This is a genomic window from Rhizobium sp. AN68, assembly GCF_030758035.1.
In the GTDB taxonomy this organism is placed as follows: domain Bacteria; phylum Pseudomonadota; class Alphaproteobacteria; order Rhizobiales; family Rhizobiaceae; genus Agrobacterium; species Agrobacterium tumefaciens.
This window is the reverse complement of the sequence record NZ_JARWMI010000002.1, coordinates 1,305,696-1,321,412: the sequence shown is the minus strand read 5'-3', so window position 1 is coordinate 1,321,412 and position 15,717 is coordinate 1,305,696. Positions and strand designations below refer to the sequence as shown.

17 protein-coding genes are annotated in these 15,717 nt (G+C 59.6%); 9 read left to right on the top strand and 8 right to left on the bottom strand.

All coding sequences use genetic code 11. The annotated features are described in order from the left end of the window. Position 1: 1 nt before the first annotated feature. The 4 genes from nadC to RBH71_RS09485 all read left to right on the top strand — a co-directional run bounded on the left by nadC (position 2) and on the right by RBH71_RS09485 (position 1,889). On the top strand, positions 2–859 hold the full coding sequence (gene nadC, locus RBH71_RS09500) for a carboxylating nicotinate-nucleotide diphosphorylase (protein WP_004431875.1): 858 nt from the start codon (positions 2–4) through the stop codon (positions 857–859). Positions 860–994: 135 nt separating this feature from the next. After that, positions 995–1,246 carry a GlsB/YeaQ/YmgE family stress response membrane protein gene (locus tag RBH71_RS09495; RefSeq protein ID WP_004431872.1) on the top strand — a complete coding sequence of 84 codons (252 nt, stop codon included), beginning with the start codon at positions 995–997 and terminating at the stop codon, positions 1,244–1,246. Positions 1,247–1,258: 12 nt separating this feature from the next. After that, positions 1,259–1,678: a DUF3597 domain-containing protein gene (locus tag RBH71_RS09490; RefSeq protein WP_004431862.1), complete on the top strand. Its 420-nt coding sequence runs from the start codon at positions 1,259–1,261 to the stop codon at positions 1,676–1,678. Between the two features lie 22 nt (positions 1,679–1,700). Continuing rightward, the gene (locus RBH71_RS09485) at positions 1,701–1,889 is read left to right on the top strand and encodes a hypothetical protein (protein ID WP_004431853.1); all 189 of its coding nucleotides are present in this window, start codon (positions 1,701–1,703) and stop codon (positions 1,887–1,889) included. A gap of 87 nt (positions 1,890–1,976) precedes the next feature. Here the strand turns inward: RBH71_RS09485 and cydX are convergent, their stop codons facing one another. From cydX to RBH71_RS09450, 7 genes are all read right to left on the bottom strand, one after another. Beyond that, a complete protein-coding gene (gene cydX, locus RBH71_RS09480; protein ID WP_004431852.1) occupies positions 1,977–2,099 on the bottom strand; it encodes a cytochrome bd-I oxidase subunit CydX in 123 nt (40 codons plus the stop codon). A 27-nt stretch (positions 2,100–2,126) separates the two neighbouring features. Then, positions 2,127–3,284 (bottom strand): cytochrome d ubiquinol oxidase subunit II, encoded by a 1,158-nt coding sequence (gene cydB / locus RBH71_RS09475; protein ID WP_111803246.1) that lies wholly within the window; start codon positions 3,282–3,284, stop codon positions 2,127–2,129. Positions 3,285–3,290: 6 nt separating this feature from the next. After that, a complete protein-coding gene (locus tag RBH71_RS09470) occupies positions 3,291–4,868 on the bottom strand; it encodes a cytochrome ubiquinol oxidase subunit I (RefSeq protein ID WP_004431849.1) in 1,578 nt (525 codons plus the stop codon). 69 nt (positions 4,869–4,937) lie between these two features. Further along, a complete protein-coding gene (cydC, locus tag RBH71_RS09465) occupies positions 4,938–6,629 on the bottom strand; it encodes a thiol reductant ABC exporter subunit CydC (protein WP_004431846.1) in 1,692 nt (563 codons plus the stop codon). After that, positions 6,626–8,410, bottom strand: coding sequence for a thiol reductant ABC exporter subunit CydD (gene cydD, locus RBH71_RS09460; protein ID WP_111801363.1), 1,785 nt, complete (start codon positions 8,408–8,410; stop codon positions 6,626–6,628). The genes cydC and cydD overlap by 4 nt, the downstream gene beginning before the upstream one ends. 17 nt (positions 8,411–8,427) lie before the next feature. Continuing rightward, on the bottom strand, positions 8,428–9,003 hold the full coding sequence (locus RBH71_RS09455; protein WP_111801373.1) for a GbsR/MarR family transcriptional regulator: 576 nt from the start codon (positions 9,001–9,003) through the stop codon (positions 8,428–8,430). A gap of 291 nt (positions 9,004–9,294) precedes the next feature. After that, positions 9,295–10,326: an L-idonate 5-dehydrogenase gene (locus RBH71_RS09450; protein ID WP_111801364.1), complete on the bottom strand. Its 1,032-nt coding sequence runs from the start codon at positions 10,324–10,326 to the stop codon at positions 9,295–9,297. A 220-nt stretch (positions 10,327–10,546) separates the two neighbouring features. Between RBH71_RS09450 and RBH71_RS09445 the strand changes: the two genes are divergently transcribed. From RBH71_RS09445 to RBH71_RS09435, 3 genes are all read left to right on the top strand, one after another. Then, positions 10,547–11,302 (top strand): SDR family oxidoreductase, encoded by a 756-nt coding sequence (locus tag RBH71_RS09445; protein ID WP_025595224.1) that lies wholly within the window; start codon positions 10,547–10,549, stop codon positions 11,300–11,302. A 43-nt stretch (positions 11,303–11,345) separates the two neighbouring features. Beyond that, positions 11,346–12,239, top strand: a complete 894-nt coding sequence (locus RBH71_RS09440; protein WP_111801365.1) for an NAD(P)-dependent oxidoreductase — start codon at positions 11,346–11,348, stop codon at positions 12,237–12,239. A 172-nt stretch (positions 12,240–12,411) separates the two neighbouring features. Further along, on the top strand, positions 12,412–13,395 hold the full coding sequence (locus RBH71_RS09435) for an aldose 1-epimerase (protein ID WP_111801374.1): 984 nt from the start codon (positions 12,412–12,414) through the stop codon (positions 13,393–13,395). A 20-nt stretch (positions 13,396–13,415) separates the two neighbouring features. Here RBH71_RS09435 and RBH71_RS09430 read toward each other — a convergent pair whose 3' ends face one another. Beyond that, on the bottom strand, positions 13,416–13,877 hold the full coding sequence (locus RBH71_RS09430; protein ID WP_003498392.1) for an Lrp/AsnC family transcriptional regulator: 462 nt from the start codon (positions 13,875–13,877) through the stop codon (positions 13,416–13,418). A 168-nt stretch (positions 13,878–14,045) separates the two neighbouring features. Here RBH71_RS09430 and RBH71_RS09425 point away from each other — a divergent pair, with 168 nt between their 5' ends. Together RBH71_RS09425 and RBH71_RS09420 are read left to right on the top strand one after the other, a co-directional pair. Continuing rightward, entirely contained in the window at positions 14,046–14,759 is a 714-nt protein-coding gene (locus tag RBH71_RS09425; protein WP_111801366.1) for an aspartate/glutamate racemase family protein, read from the top strand. Continuing rightward, a complete protein-coding gene (locus tag RBH71_RS09420) occupies positions 14,760–15,530 on the top strand; it encodes a class II glutamine amidotransferase (RefSeq protein WP_111801367.1) in 771 nt (256 codons plus the stop codon). It begins immediately after the preceding gene. The last annotated feature ends 187 nt before the right edge of the window (positions 15,531–15,717 follow it).

Genomic DNA, 15,717 nt, shown 5'->3' with positions numbered 1-15,717 from the left:
CATGACCCTCACCCCTCTGCCACGCATTATCGTGGAGCCGCTTGTCCGCAACGCCCTTCTGGAAGACCTGGGTCTGGCGGGCGACATCACGTCCGCCGCAGTCATCCCCGCTGATCATCGCTCAGTCGTCGTCATGGCGGCGCGTGAACCGGGTGTCATCGCAGGTCTTGATGCCGCAGAACTGGCTTTCCAGTTGGTGGACCCGACAATCGTGATGAGGCGGCAGGTGCAGGATGGCGCGGCGGTCGCTCCGGGCGATATTATCGCGACGATCGAGGGTCCCTCGCGCGGTCTTTTGACGGCGGAGCGCACCGCCCTTAATTTTCTCGGCCATCTCTCAGGCATCGCGTCCGTCACCGCTACAATTGCTGCCGCCATCTCCGGCACCAGAGCCTCGGTTGCCTGCACCCGCAAAACGACGCCGGGCCTCAGGGCGCTGGAAAAATATGCCGTGCGCGCCGGCGGCGGCATGAACCACCGTTTTGCCCTTTATGATGCTGTTCTCATCAAGGACAACCACATCGCCGTAGCCGGCGGCGTGCGTGACGCTATCCGCAGCGCCAAGGCGGGTGTCGGACATCTGGTCAAGATCGAGGTCGAGGTCGATACGCTCTTGCAATTGCGCGAAGCGATGGAGGAAGGGGTCGATGCGGTTCTACTCGACAACATGCCGCCGGAACAGCTGCGCGAGGCGGTGCAGATCGTCGCCGGACGCGCCATAACCGAGGCCTCCGGACGCATCACCCCTCAAACCGCAGCAGCCATTGCAACAACCGGCATCGATCTCATCTCCGTCGGCTGGCTGACCCACAGCGCGCCGGTTCTGGATATCGGGCTGGACTTTCAAAGCCAAAGCTGACGAAAGCAAGGAGACCGGAACAAAATCCTCGATTGACCGTTAATTCCCTGCCTGGGGTCAAGAGGCGGGGGGATCAGTGCGCGCAAAAGCCTGTCCATATGCCTGCGGACCTCTCTCACAAAGGAAAGGCCTGTTATGGAAGACGCACAAATCGGCTGGATTGCAGCAATCATCATCGGCGGCGTAGCCGGTTGGCTTGCCGAACAGTTCATGAAAAGCAACATGGGTCTTTTCATGAACATAATTCTCGGCATCGTTGGCGCCATCGTCGCCAATTTCCTGCTTGGGCTTGTGGGCATTTCGCTCGGAGGCTGGATTGGATACCTTATCGCCGGTTTCATCGGCGCATGCATTCTCATTGCCATCGGGCGCGCATTTCGCCGATAGAGGGAGGACACAATGAGCTTTTTCGACAAGATCAAGAACGCGATTTTTGGCAAGGCAGAGGCTGCACCGCAGACTTCGGCGCCAGCTGGCGCGCCCACGACAGGCGCAAGCCCGGCCGCTCCGGCTCAGCCAGCAGCACCAGCACCGACAGCCGCTGCTCCGGCATCCACCGGCAGCGTCGATGTCGCCTCCATTCTGGACGCGGCGGTCAAGCAGAACGGGCAGAAACTCGACTGGAAACATTCGATCGTCGATCTTCTGAAAGCGCTCGATCTGGACAGCAGCCTAACCGCTCGCAAGGAACTGGCAAGCGAACTCGGCTATACCGGTGATACCTCGGACTCAGCCACAATGAACATCTGGTTGCACAAGGCTGTCATCAAGAAGCTGTCTGAAAACGGCGGCAAGGTTCCGGCAGAACTTCTGCATTGAACCAGTGACCGGGAGAACCGCGATGGACGACTATTCAAACTTGCGAGAGCAGATCGGCCAGGACCTCGACACCCTGCACAGGACAGAGAATCCGAAATCGATTTTCGAGATTGCCGACGACTATCTTCTGGGAAACCCAAATCTGAAGAGAGCGCTGGTCGAAGACATCATCAAGGAAGAAGCGGACAAGCGCGGCATCGCGATCCACTGAAACCGCGCGTGTCAATCGCGGCGATTTCTACAAGAAGGGCGGCATCCAGATAGGACGCCGCCCTTTTTTGCCCCGTGCCCCGAAGCGTTATTTTTCAGGCTTGGCCCCGGCCTTTCTGGCGTTTTCTTCCATCAGCTCATACCACATGGCGTTCATGACGGCGAAAATAGCGGCGAGAGGCAGGCCGAGCAGCCAGGCGAAATACCACATGTTCGATCTCCTTGTATTTGTTCGATATTAATAAGCGTGGCCGCTGTCTTCACGGATCGCCTTTTCATCCACCTTGCCCCACAGCACGCGATAGACCCATGAGGTGTAAGCGACGATGATGGGGATGAAGATGAGGGCGACGACCAGCATGATGAATAGCGTCATATGGCTCGACGATGCGTCCCAGACCGTCAGGCTCGATTTCGGATCGATCGAAGAGGGCAGGATGAAGGGAAACATCGTCAGACCGACCGTCGAGATGATGCCGAATATGGCAAGCGAACTGGAAAGCAGCGCCAGCACCTCACGCCCGCCCCTTAACAACAGGAAGGCGACGAGCGGGAAGGCAAGACCGAGCGCCGGTGCCAGCATCATCCATGGATGGGCCGCGTAATTCGCAAACCAGACGCCGCTTGCGACCTCGACCGTCTTTGACAACGGATTGGACGGACCGTCGGTCACAACTTCCGAGGTGAAGCGATACCCGTCGATACCGAGCCACAACAATACGCCACCAAGCGCAAAGAGACCTGTGGTGGCAAGTGCTGCAATACTGCCGAAACTGCGGGCACGCGCAGCGACCGGCCCTTCGGTCTTCAGCACCAGCCAGGCCGCACCATGCATCACCAGCATGCAAACGGAAACGAGGCCGCAAAGGATTGCGTAAGGGTTGAGAAGCTCGAACAAAGTCGTGCCGTCGTAAAAAATCCTGAGGTCATCGTTGAAGCGGAAGGGTACGCCCTGCAGCACATTGCCGATCGCCACACCGAAAATCAGGGCGGGAACAAAGCCACCGACAAACAGCGCCCAATCCCAGGTACTGCGCCATGTCGTGCTCTCGCGCTTGGAGCGGTATTTGAACCCCACCGGCCGCAGGATCAGCGCAAACAGGGTGGCGAACATCGCCAGGTAAAAACCTGAAAACGACACCGCATAAAGCGGCGGCCACGCGGCGAAGATGGCGCCGCCACCAAGGATGAGCCAGACCTGATTGCCTTCCCATACCGGGCCGATGGAATTGATGACGACACGCCGCTCGAGATCCGTTTTCGCGACGAAAGGCAGCAGCGCGCCCGTGCCAAGATCGAAACCGCCGGTCACGGCAAAACCGATCAGCACCACGCCAAGCAGCAGCCACCAGATGACGCGGAGGACTTCGTAGTCGATGAGTTGATGCAATATCATGATCGTTTACTCCGCAGCGACGAGTTTTTCAGGAACGAGCGGCGCTTCCGGCTCGTGATCCGGATCCGGCCCCTTGCGGATCGCCTTCAGCATCAGCCCCATTTCGACGATGAACAGCACCGTATAGATGGCGATGAAGCAGAGAAGCGTAATCAGAACCGTTGAAGCGCTGAGGCTGGAGACGGCGGCGGCCGTCGGCAGCACGCCTTCGATGATCCATGGCTGACGGCCGAATTCCGCGACCACCCAGCCCATTTCCGCAGCAATCCACGGCAGCGGAATGGCGAAGACGGCCACCTTCAGCAAGAACGGATAGTGATCCAGCCGGCGGCGGGCGGAGAGATAAAAGAAGGTTGCCGTCAACAGGATGAAGAATATGCCGAGACCGACCATGATGCGGAACGCCCAGAACAGCGTCGGCACATGCGGGATGGTATCGGCGGCGGCCTTGGCAATCTGCTCCTCCGTCGCCTGGCGCGGATCGTCGACATAACGTTTCAGCAACAGGGCGTAACCAAGCTCGTGGCCGAGCTCCGCAAAGGTGCCACGCACCTCTTCGGGCAGTTCCGCGCCCTTGCCGGTGGCACGTATCTGCATCAGCGCATCATAGGCCTTGATGCCATCGCGGATGCGGGTCTTTGCGAGTTCCACCAGATCGTTGATACCGGGGATTTCCGTGTCCAGCGAGCGCGTGCCGATAAGGCCCATCACCCACGGAATTTTCACGGCGAAATGCGTCTCCCGGGCTTCCTGATCAGGAAAACCGATGGCAGTAAAGGGGGCGGGTGCTGGTTCCGTTTCCCACATGGCTTCGATCGAGGCGAGCTTCATCTTCTGGTGTTCGGTCGAAAGATAACCGCTTTCATCACCCAGCACGACGACCGACAGTGCAGCAGCCAGGCCGAAAGAAGCTGCAACCGTCATAGACCGCTTGGCGAGATCGACATGGCGGCCTTTCAGCACGTACCAGGCGGAAACGCCGAGCACGAAGATGGAGGCAGTGACATAACCCGCAGAAACCGTGTGCACGAACTTCGCCTGGGCGACCGGGTTCATCAGCACCGCGAAGAAATCCGTCACCTCCATGCGCATGGTCTGGGGGTTGAAAGCCGATCCCGTCGGGTTCTGCATCCAGCCATTGGCGATCAATATCCACAACGCCGAGAAGTTCGAGCCGATCGCCACGCACCATGTTGCGATGAGATGGCCGAGCTTGGACAGCTTGTCCCAGCCGAAAAAGAACAGACCGACAAAGGTGGCTTCCAGAAAGAAAGCCATCATCCCTTCGATCGCCAGCGGCGCACCGAAGATATCGCCGACATAGTGGCTGTAATAACTCCAGTTCATGCCGAACTGGAATTCCATGACGATGCCGGTGGAAACACCAAGCACGAAGTTGATGCCGAACAATGTACCCCAGAATTTCGTCATCTGCCGCCAGATGGTGCGGCCGGTCATGACATAGACCGTTTCCATGATGGCGATCACCACGGACAGTCCGATCGTCAGGGGAACGAATAGAAAGTGATATAAAGCGGTAACAGCGAATTGCAGGCGCGATAGCGCCACGATGTCGAGTTCCATGTTTTTACCCCACCTTTCAGGAAAGGCCGGCCTTCTGTTACGAAACGGCGCCGGCCCTGAAAAAATCACTCAGTCCGGACGCAATGTTTGCAGCATTACGTCGTATTCCGGGGTGCCGCTTTGACATTGATCAAGTTGGCGCCCCTCTCTCAGCACGATGATGCGATCGGCAAATTCCGCCTCACGGCGATTGTGGGTTATCATCACGACAGTCTTGCCTTCCGCCCTCGCAAACAGCCGGCCGAGCACGTCACGGGCGGTTTCGCCGTCCAGCCCTTCCGTCACCTCGTCGAGAAGCCAGAGTGGTTTGTCGCGTAGAAGGAAACGGGCAAGGGCGAGCCGTCGTGACTGACCGCCGGATAGACCCTGCCCCGCCTCGCCAAGTCTCGTATCCAGCCCTGCGGCGAGGGTTTTGACATGCTCGCCAAGGCCTGCCGATTGAAGGGCATCCCGCAGTTCACGCTCGGTCGCGGCAGGTTTTGCCAGCCTCAGATTATCAGCGATGCTGTCTCGAAAAAGCTGACTTCTCTGCGTCATGAGCGAGCAAGGCAAAGCGCTGACCCTGCCCGCCGCCGGTTGCACTTCACCAGCCAGAAGCTGGATGAGGCTGGTCTTGCCCGCACCGCTCGGCCCGATAATCGCAATCGTCTCTCCGGCGGCGATTGCAAGGTTGATATTCGTCAGGACAGGATTTTCGTTCCCATCCCGCTCCAGCCGCACACCATCCAGCTCAGCCACCAGGCCCATGGCAGGCACGCGCGGACAGTTGGCGGCTGCTTCAGCGGAAAGACGCGGCGCAATGCGTCTTGCCGAAAAAAGCGTGCGCCCGAGTTCCATTGCTCCACGGCGCAGCGCCGTGAAGGGCTCCAGCGCGGCGAAACAGACAAGCAGGCCGAGGGCGGCAGTCGGCGCGGTCACAACGTCCTGCTCCGCAAGCCAGGCCATGCCGAGGAGAGCCGCACTCAAAAGAACCGCCGCTGAGATGCCGAATGAAAAACCGGCATTGGTTTCGATCCGGTTCAAGCGGTCATCGCAGGCGAGCAGATAATTGTCGGCCCGTTCAATCGCCGCAACCTGCGCGGAGAGACGGGCAGTCGTGAGCAATTCCACCTGTCCGTTGACCAAGTCCGCCGTGCGGGCACGAAGCGCTTCAAGCCCGATTGCCCGGCGACGCGCAAATTTTTCCGCCGTCAACGCCGAGCGCACTGAAATGCCAAGACCCGCCGCAATGAGGAAGAGGGCCGCCAGAACGCCCGCAAGCGGATTGAGGAGGGCAAGACCGATGCCTGTTGCGATTGCGGCGAGGATTGCGACGGCGGCGGGTACCAGCACGCGCAGATAAAGCGAATCCAGCGCATCGATATCCGCAGTCAGCCGGTTCAGCAGGCGGGCGGGCCTCGCCTCCAGATGTTTCGCCGCCTGCGGTGCGGCAAAGCCACGAAACAGCTTTTCGCGAAGCGCTGCAAGCACGGACAGCGTCGCCTCATGGGTGGTCATGCGTTCGCCATAACGGGCAGCGGTGCGTGACAACGCCAGCAGACGGATGGCCGCCGATGGCGCAAAGACGTCGAAAGCATAGGCCGTCGCGGGGACCAGACCGGCAATCGCGGTCGCAGTAATGAACCAGCCGGAAACGCCGAGAAGGCCTATACCCGCCAGCACCGTGGTTGCTGCCAGAACCGCGCCAACGAGCAGCATGCCGCGACGCGCCGACCAGAACAGGGAAATAACAGGTTTCAATATCGCAAAACGCGCGATCATGACTGCCCCCTCGAATGGATCGTCGTCATATCCACGACCCTGTCCATGCGCGCGGCGAGCACAGGATCATGGGTTGCGACGATCAATGTCCTGCCTTTTGCAAGTTGCAGCAGGTTTTCGGTGACGAGCGCAGCCGTCTCCCGGTCAAGATGCGCTGTCGGTTCATCGACCAGCACAAGCTGCGTCGCCGGATCGGCGAAAGCACGCGCAATGGCGAGGCGCACCGCCTCCCCGCCCGAAATACCGTAGCCGCCGTCTCCTATAGGCAGATGCCGGCGTGCTTTCGACAATGCATCCAGCCCGGTGCAGCGCAGCGTCTCATCAACCATACCTTCGCTGACACCGGCGCGGCCAAAGCGAATGTTCGCCTTCAGGGAACCGGCAAAAAAGAACGGCTTCTGGCTGACCCAGCCGATTGTCTTGCGCAGTCCATCGGCAGTCGCATGACCAAGCGTTACGCCCCCGATCCCTATTGTACCGCCGTCAGCCTCGGCCAAGCCGGCAATCAAGGAGAGTACAGTGGATTTACCACAACCGGAAGGCCCAAGAATCGCAACTGTCTCGCCTGACTGGACCGTAAGATTTAGATTCCGAATGGCAGGCGGAGCATTCGGATAGGCGAAGGAGAGATTAGCCAACTCCACCAGACCGGGCGTCGGAAAAGGGGCCATTGCGACCTCCTTACCCTCACCCACGATGGCTTTGCCAGCCCGCGTCAATGTGTCGAGCGCGCCCAGCGCCGCCTCGCCGGCTGCGCGGTCGTGCCAGACGGCGGACAACTCCCGCAGCGGTTCGAAAAAGGCAGGCGCCAGAAGCAGGATGAACAGCCCCTCGGCAAGTGTCAGCTTCTCGCCCCACGCGCCGAAATCGAGAAAACCGAGCAGATGGAAACCGATATAAACGGCTGTCATGGCAACGCCGAGGGCAGCGAAAAGCTCCAGCACCGCCGAGGACAGAAAGGCGATCCGCAGGACAGCCATCGTCCGCTTCTTGAGGTTCTCTGCGTCCGTCCGCAGGCGTCCAGCGGTCAGATCAACGGCTTCCAGTGCGCGGATCGTTTCCAGGCCACGCAGGCGATCGAGCAGGAAAGCATTCATGTTGCCGGTCTCGGCCAGCTGCTTTTCACTGGCAGCCTTCGCCTGCCAGCCGATCAGCGCCATGAAAAGCGGGATAGTGGGCATGGAAAGCAACAGAACAAGCGCCGCAATCCAGGTAAATGGCAGGATTGCCAGCACGAAAACCAAGGGGACAATGGTAGCTTTCATCCGCGCAGGCTGGAACCTGGAGAGATAAGGTACCAGCGCTTCGGCTGCCTCCGCGATGACGCTTGCGGCCTCGCCGGAGGCCGTGCGCGCCAGATCAAGCGGCGACACCTCCGCGACGGCATGAAGCGCTTGCAGCCGCCGCCGCGAAAGGGCGGCACGCGCGGCGCGAAACGACAGTCTCGCGGCAACTTTTTCCAGCCATGCCTTGATGAGACCGAGAATGAGAACAGCCACGGCCGCCGGCACGATCGCCGTCATCGGCGCACCGTCGGCAATGTTTCCGACCGAAAATGCAAGCAAACCCGCCTGCGGCAACCAGAGCAGAGCCGGCAGGACATGCAGCAGGGCGACCGATCTTCCTACCGCGGGTGCCTTCGCGATTTCCGCCATACCGACACCCTTGTCATTGGTGGATTTACCGAAGAAGCGCCGCCGTGCCTTATCGGGAGAGACCGCCGCTGGAACTGGACAGTCTGCATCATCGTCATTGGCGGATTGCCGGATTTCTGCGGACATGCTCACGGACGATCTCCTCACCTGTCCTTCTTGGCACGGGGTCTGGCAAGAGAGACGATCTTGTCCTTGGCCTCCAGAAGCTTCGTGACCTTCGAGCCGAGTGCCAGAAGCGAAGCCAACCGCTCCGTCTCCAGCTTCTTCACATCGTCATACCAGCCGGTGAGCTGCTCGATCAGCGTTTTCATCTCATCGATGCGCTTCTGCGCATGCCGCTCCTCTTCGTTTTCCGGCTTCTCCATCAGGATTTCACGAAGCACGCTGAGTGTCGGGTCGATCTCGCGCTTCTTGCGCTCTTCGGCAAGGGTGCGCAGAATTTGCCACACATCCTCCGGCGTCGTGAAAAAATCGCGCCGGTCGCCGGGGAAATGCTTGAGAATTGCAAGGTTCCACGCCTGAAGCTCCTTCAGGCTCATCGACACATTGGAACGGGAAATGCCGAGCGACTCGACAATGTCGTCCGCGCAGAGCGGCTTCGGCGAGATGTAAAGCAAAGCATAGACCTGGCCGACCGTGCGGTTGATGCCCCAGCGGCTGCCCATCTCGCCGAAATGCAGCACGAACGACTGAACGAGCGGAGAAAGATTGATGGGCATTTCTTTGCTTCCTGTATTTTCAGTAATTTCTGAAATTTCGATAAAGCAAAAAATGGCAATCGGCAAATCACCTTTTTGACCTGCGTCAAAATGTGCAAATCAGAAGAGGCAAAGTCTGCCGGGGATCAGGGCTGCGCCCTCTGGCACACTTTCACAGCCCGCGATGCACGAAATGATATCGATAACATCAAACACATCTTGTTGTAGATGGAAGCGCGCGCATGAAAAATCGGCGGCGGATTAATCCACCGCCGATCAAGACGTCGACAAACCGGCGTGCGCAATAGGCGCTTACGAAAAAGCGATCTGCACCTTCATTGCGCGGCTGCGGTCGGAGGCAAATTCGAAGGCCGAGATGGCGTCATCGAGGTCCACCGTCTGGGTGATGAACGGCTTGACGTCGATCAGGCCTTTGCGCATCAGTTCGACGCCCGTCGCGAATTCCTCGTGGAACCGGAAAGAGCCGCGCAGATCGAGTTCCTTGGCAGTAATCGCCATCATCGGCAGGCTCATATCGCCACCAAGGCCGAGCTGGACGATGATGCCGCGCGGACGCAACGCCGTAATCCCGCCCGCAAGTGCAACGGCGGCACCGGAGCATTCATAGAGAACGTCGAAGGTTCCCTTGTTCGCGCCGTACGTCGCCAGCGCATCAGGCTCATCCTTGCTGTTTATGACGCGGTCCGCGCCCGCTTCCCGCGCCTTGGCAAGCGTGAAGTCCGAAAGATCGGTCGCGACGATTTCAGCGGCACCGGCACGGCGGGCAGACAGGATGGAGAGAATGCCGATGGGGCCGCAGCCGGTGACGAGCACGCGTTTTCCGAGCAAATCGCCGGCGCGGCGGGTGGCATGGAGTGTTACCGCCAGCGGTTCCGCCATAGCTGCCTCACCGGCACTCAAACCGTCGGCCGGAACGCATTGCAGGGCATCCGCGATGAGAACCTCGCGGAAAGCGCCCTGAATATGCGGAAACGGCATGGCGCTGCCATAAAAGCGCATGTTGAGGCACTGATTGTGCAGGCCTTCCTGGCAAAAGCGGCAGGTCCTGCACGGACGGGACGGCGAAACCGCGACCAGACCGCCAACCTTCAGCCCCTCGACGCCCTCGCCCAGCTCCTCAACAATGGCGGAGACCTCATGTCCCAGCACCATTGGTTCGCGAAGCCGTACCGCGCCGAAACCGCCGTGATTGTAATAGTGAAGATCGCTGCCGCAAATCCCGCCCCGAGCCAGACGAAGACGCACTTCTCCTGCCCCCGGCGCCTCCTCCGGCCGCTCCTCGATGCGCACATCCTTTGCCCCGTGGGCGACAATCGCTCTCATAAATATCTCCCGTTCGATATCGCGCCTTAAACGGCGCAACAAAATAATCCCTATCCCAATCATTGCCGCCGGCCGCGTCTCCGCCGCCCTGCAGCCTCCCCGCGCGCATGTTGCGTACCGAAAACAGGCGTTTAAGCCTTGACATCCACGTCTGAAAGGGATGAATGTTATCGATAACATAAACCGGCATGAAAGCAATGTCGAGAGACTGGAGGAAACAGTGGGCCTTAATTTGTTCGATCTTTCCGGCCGCCGCGCCCTGATCACCGGCTCGTCGCAGGGCATCGGCTTTGCGCTGGCGCAGGGCCTGGTGGAGGCGGGAGCCGAAGTGGTGCTGAACGGCCGCGACGAGGCAAAGCTGAAAGCAGCCGCCGCAGGCATCAAGGGTGCCAAGACGCTCGCCTTCGATGCCACCGATCATGACGCGGTGCGCAAGGCCATCGACGGTTTCGAGGCGGAAGTCGGCCCCATCGATATTCTGGTCAACAATGCCGGCATGCAGCACCGCACACCGCTGGAGGATTTTCCGGCCGACGCCTTCGAGCGCCTGTTACAGACAAACATCGCCTCGGTGTTCCATGCAGGGCAAGCCGTCGCGCGTCATATGATCAGCCGTGGACGTGGCAAGATCATCAACATCGCCAGCGTCCAGACCGCTCTTGCCCGCCCCGGTATCGCGCCGTACACCGCCACCAAGGGCGCCGTCGGCAATCTGACGAAGGGCATGGCGACGGACTGGGCGAAATATGGCCTGCAGTGCAACGCCATTGCGCCGGGCTATTTCGACACGCCGCTCAACGCGGCCCTGGTGGCAGACGAGACGTTTTCAGCATGGCTTGAAAAACGCACGCCCGCCGGCCGCTGGGGCAAGGTCGAAGAGCTTGTCGGCGCCTGCATTTTCCTGTCGTCCGATGCCTCGTCTTTCGTGAACGGACATATTCTTTACGTCGACGGCGGCATTACCGCCTCGCTTTGAAGAAGCCGTAACCACGACGCTTTGGGAGGAGACCGTGAGCACCATGACCGAGAAGAACAAAATCGCCCTCATCGGCGCCGGCGCGATGGGCGGCGCGATCGGTACGCGGCTGATCGAGACCGGCAATCACCTGACGGTTTTCGATCTGGACGCGGAAAAGGTGGCGGCTTTGACCAGCCTTGGTGCGCATAGCGCCGAGACGGCGGCGCAAGCGGCTTCGCTCTCCGATGTCGTGATCCTCAGCCTCAATTCGCCGAAAATCGTCCGCGCCGCCGTTTTCGGCAAAGATGGCGTGGCGGCGGGGGCCAGGCCCGGCACGCTGATCATCGACATGTCCTCCATCGATCCGGAAGCGACAAAAGAACTGGCGGCGGATGCGGCTGAAAAAGGGCTGCGCTGGGTGGACAGCCCGCTTTCCGGCGGCGCGCCGAAGGCACTCGTCGGGCAACTGACCCTGATGGCCGGCGGCACCGAAAAGGATGTGGCCGATGCCCATCGCGTGCTGCGGCACGTGGCCAGCAACTACACCCATATGGGTCCAAGCGGCGCAGGCCAGACGACGAAGCTCATCAATCAGGTTCTTTGCGGGCTGAACTTCCTTGCCGTAGCGGAAGCAACGCAGCTTGCGCTGGATGCCGGCGTCGATGCCGCCAAAATTCCGCAGGCGCTGAAAGGCGGCCGCGCCGACAGCGCAATTCTCCAGGAATATATGCCACGTTACGTGGCGAAGGATTACCGCCGCACTGGCCGCATCGACAATATGGTCAAGGACCTGAACGGCGCGCAGGATCTGGCTCGACGCACCAACACGGCCATGCCGCTGACCGCGGTTTGCGCCGAGGTGCACCGCATGCTGACAGCGGCGGGACTTGGCGGCGAGGATCAGGCCGCCCTAATGGAATTTTTCTCCGGCGCGAAACGCACCTTCACGGAATGATTTGCGCCATGGCCAGGGCAATAACACCTTAGAGGCCCAGCTGACGCGAGGTCATTAAGGTGTGCCACCGTCATGGCCATTGCGAAATGTCTCCGCAGCGAAGATGATCGGGCGAATCGGCGGCGCAATCGGCCCGACGGCCGCAGACGCTTGCATGAAGGACAATTTCCCGATGACCACTTCCGCAACAGGCACGGGGATTGCCAGCCTGACCGTTTCCGGAAACGGCTTCAGCGCCGAGATCGCTTATGAGGGCGCTACCCTTCTGAGCTGGCGGCCACGACTTGCCGATGGCAATGAAAAAAACCTTGTCGACGGCTATTCGTCGCTTCAGGAATTGCAGTCGCAGAACGGCGTGAGAAACGGCATTCTCGCCCCCTTCACCAATCGCATTCCTCAGGGCCAATTTAAATTTGGCGGGGAGATGCACCGTATCGAGCCGGTGCTTGCCCACGAGGACCTCGTCTTCCACGGATTTGCCCGTGCCCTGCCCTTCGCCCTCGACCGGTCTTTCGAGGAAAACGACGCGCACATTATCGTCTTTCGTGCCGAGATATTGCCGGCCGAATTCAAGGGCTATCCCTACCATCTCGCCATCGAGGTGGAATACCGGTTTGCCGGCCATGCGGTTACCATCGATATACGTGGCATCAATGGCGACGACCGGCCTTTGCCCTTCGCGGCCGGCTGGCATCCCTATTTCCGTCTGCCCGGCATATCCTCCATCGACGATCTCCTTCTCACCCTACCGTCGCGAACAGCGATCGAAACGGACGAGAATTTGATACCACTCACCGACAGTGAGACGGGCATTCTCAAACGGGACGATGCAGCGTTTCTTTCTGCCGCGCCGCTCGCAGGCCATGTGCTGGATGTCTGCTTTACCAATCTGATCCCATCCGCAAACGGGCTTTACGAGACTAGGATCGAAAACCGGAACGATGGTTCGAGCCTGACCGTTTGGCAGGAGCGCGGCCACATGCATGTCTTTACCGGCGATACGCTTGCCCGCGACAGGCGAAAATCCATCGCGCTCGAACCTGTGGAAACACCGACAAACGCCTTCAACCAGCCGCAACTTGAAGCGGACATTACCCTTCAACCGGGTGAGACCCGAAGTTTCCGCTTTGGTTTCCGTTTTGAAGCCGGGCGCTGAAAAAAGACCAAATATTGCGATCAGATATGCGTCGTCGGGAGTGAAGACGACAGCTTCACCGTCTCCATGGAGATATAGGCGGACATGTCGTAAAGCTCGACCCGCCGGAGGATCTGTTTGTAGATGGTGTCGTAATATTCGACATTTGGCAGCACGAGTTTCAGAATATAATCGAAATTGCCGGTCAGCCGGTGCACCTCGACGATCTCCGGTATGGTGCTGACGGCGGCGTGGAACCGGTCCAGCCAGTCCTCCGCATGCAGGCCGGTTCTCACGAGCAGGAAAACCGTGGTCGGCAGGTTGATTTTCCGCCGGTCGAGCAGCGCCATTGTGCCGGTCACATATCCTTCCGCACGCAGACGCGTGATACGGCGGGAACAGGCGGAAAGCGATAACGACACCTCATCCGCAATATCGGCGAGAGGTGTTTCTGCATTCTCCTGGAGAATCGCAAGGATTCGGCGGTCACGGTCGTCAATCATTGCTCAAGAATGCATCAGTTAACGTAGTGGCGCAAGAAATTTGCGAGCTGAGCATAATACACGCCCAGAATTTGCAATCTGCCTTCTAAATCCCTGAAAAAACGCATGCCGTTTTCATCGCGGCAATGGCATTCTTGTCATCAATCAAACTTTTATAAGGGAACGCCTATGAAACGGGTCGGTCTGATCGGCGGCATGAGCTGGGAATCCACCGCAACCTATTATCGCATGATCAACGAGGCCGTTCGTGACATCCGCGGTGGGCTAGTATCGGCCGATATCGTCATGCATTCGCTCGATTTTTCCGAGGTTGTCGCCCTTCAGAAGGCTGACCGCTGGGATGAGGCCGGCGCGCTTTTGGGCGCTGCGGGTGCGCGTCTTGCCAATGCGGGTGCCGATTGTGTGCTGATCTGCACCAACACCATGCACCTCGTTGCGGAAACCGTTGAAAAAATGTCGGGCGTCACTCTCATCGACATCATTGATGAAACTGCCACCGCATTGAAGGCGGATGGACGCCGCAAGCCGCTTCTGCTCGCCACGCGCTACACGATGGAACATGGCTTCTACACCGACCGCATGCGCCGCCACGGCGTCGATGTGGTCGTGCCCGATGCGGATGACAGGGCCGCCATCCACGACATCATCTTTGGCGAATTGTGCCAGGGCGAGATCAAGTCGTGCTCGCGCGAGCGCTACATGTCGGTCATCGAGAAAGCCCGTGCGCTCGGCGTCGATTCCGTCATTCTCGGCTGCACCGAAATTTCCCTGCTGATCGATCCCGATGCCCTGCCTTTGCCGGGTTACGATTCGACCGCCATTCACGCCCAGGCCGCTGTCGGCTTCGCGCTCGGAAACAAGGCCCTGAACAGAGCTGCATGAATGTGCCGCCTTTTTGCCTATTCCGGTAAACCGGTCTGGCTCGACAGTCTTCTGATCGAGCCGGAAGCGTCGCTGGTCAGCCAGTCCATGGCCGCAAGGGAAGCTAAAACCGTCGTCAATGGCGACGGTTGCGGTCTTGGCTGGTATGGCGAGCGCGGAACGCCCGGCGTTTTTCGCGACACCAGACCCGCCTGGTCCGACGCCAATCTGGCCGCCCTTTGCCACCAGCTTCGCTCGGGCATGTTCATGGCCCACGTCCGCTCCGCCACATCAGGCGAAGTATCCCGTGCCAATTGCCACCCCTTTGCGCATGGTCAATATCTGTTCATGCATAACGGCCAGATCGGCGGCTACGAGCAGATCAGGCGCGACATTGATTCCCTCATACCCGATGATATTTATTCCGCCCGGCGCGGCACCGGCGACAGCGAAGCCATCTTCCTGATTGCCGCCGGCCACGGCCTTGATGCGGACCCGGTTCGGGCCATTTCCACCGCGCTGCGCCTCTGCCTGGAAAAGATGGTCGCGGCGGGTGTTTCTTCCGCGTTGCGGTTCAGCGCCGTGCTGATGGATGGCGATTGCCTGCACGCCTTCCGCTGGTCAAGCGACGACAAGCCGCCAACGCTTTACTGGCGCGGGCTTGAAGAGGGCATCGCGCTAAGCTCGGAACCCTTTTCCTTCGATTGCACCCCATGGTGTGCGGTGCCGCCAAATACCCGGGTGACGATCCGCGCCGGCGGTATGACCACTGAACCTTTTTCCCTGCCGTAGACGTCGCATTTCATGACGGCCGAGGCCATTTTTTTCAGTTTGGCCGCCACCGGTGGGCGCGGCTGCGGCAGCGTCGTGTTTATTTTCATTGAATTATCTCCGCCGCGAAGGCTAGTGTGTGATCCGATAGACCGAAACAGATTTCAGGACCGGTGAACCATTTCAGAAGTGTTGCAGCCCCTCTCCC

Excerpts from the sequence above, each read along its gene's own strand:
- cydB (WP_111803246.1), bottom strand. The coding sequence starts at position 3,284 with ATGATATTGCATCAACTCATCGACTACGAAGTCCTCCGCGTCATCTGG.
- RBH71_RS09420 (WP_111801367.1), top strand. The coding sequence starts at position 14,760 with ATGTGCCGCCTTTTTGCCTATTCCGGTAAACCGGTCTGGCTCGACAGT.
- RBH71_RS09485 (WP_004431853.1), top strand. The coding sequence starts at position 1,701 with ATGGACGACTATTCAAACTTGCGAGAGCAGATCGGCCAGGACCTCGAC.
- cydX (WP_004431852.1), bottom strand. The coding sequence starts at position 2,099 with ATGTGGTATTTCGCCTGGCTGCTCGGCCTGCCTCTCGCCGCTATTTTC.
- RBH71_RS09495 (WP_004431872.1), top strand. The coding sequence starts at position 995 with ATGGAAGACGCACAAATCGGCTGGATTGCAGCAATCATCATCGGCGGC.
- RBH71_RS09440 (WP_111801365.1), top strand. The coding sequence starts at position 11,346 with ATGACCGAGAAGAACAAAATCGCCCTCATCGGCGCCGGCGCGATGGGC.
- RBH71_RS09455 (WP_111801373.1), bottom strand. The coding sequence starts at position 9,003 with ATGCCCATCAATCTTTCTCCGCTCGTTCAGTCGTTCGTGCTGCATTTC.
- cydC (WP_004431846.1), bottom strand. The coding sequence starts at position 6,629 with ATGATCGCGCGTTTTGCGATATTGAAACCTGTTATTTCCCTGTTCTGG.
- RBH71_RS09470 (WP_004431849.1), bottom strand. The coding sequence starts at position 4,868 with ATGGAACTCGACATCGTGGCGCTATCGCGCCTGCAATTCGCTGTTACC.
- RBH71_RS09435 (WP_111801374.1), top strand. The coding sequence starts at position 12,412 with ATGACCACTTCCGCAACAGGCACGGGGATTGCCAGCCTGACCGTTTCC.
- RBH71_RS09430 (WP_003498392.1), bottom strand. The coding sequence starts at position 13,877 with ATGATTGACGACCGTGACCGCCGAATCCTTGCGATTCTCCAGGAGAAT.
- RBH71_RS09450 (WP_111801364.1), bottom strand. The coding sequence starts at position 10,326 with ATGAGAGCGATTGTCGCCCACGGGGCAAAGGATGTGCGCATCGAGGAG.
- nadC (WP_004431875.1), top strand. The coding sequence starts at position 2 with ATGACCCTCACCCCTCTGCCACGCATTATCGTGGAGCCGCTTGTCCGC.
- RBH71_RS09425 (WP_111801366.1), top strand. The coding sequence starts at position 14,046 with ATGAAACGGGTCGGTCTGATCGGCGGCATGAGCTGGGAATCCACCGCA.
- cydD (WP_111801363.1), bottom strand. The coding sequence starts at position 8,410 with ATGTCCGCAGAAATCCGGCAATCCGCCAATGACGATGATGCAGACTGT.
- RBH71_RS09490 (WP_004431862.1), top strand. The coding sequence starts at position 1,259 with ATGAGCTTTTTCGACAAGATCAAGAACGCGATTTTTGGCAAGGCAGAG.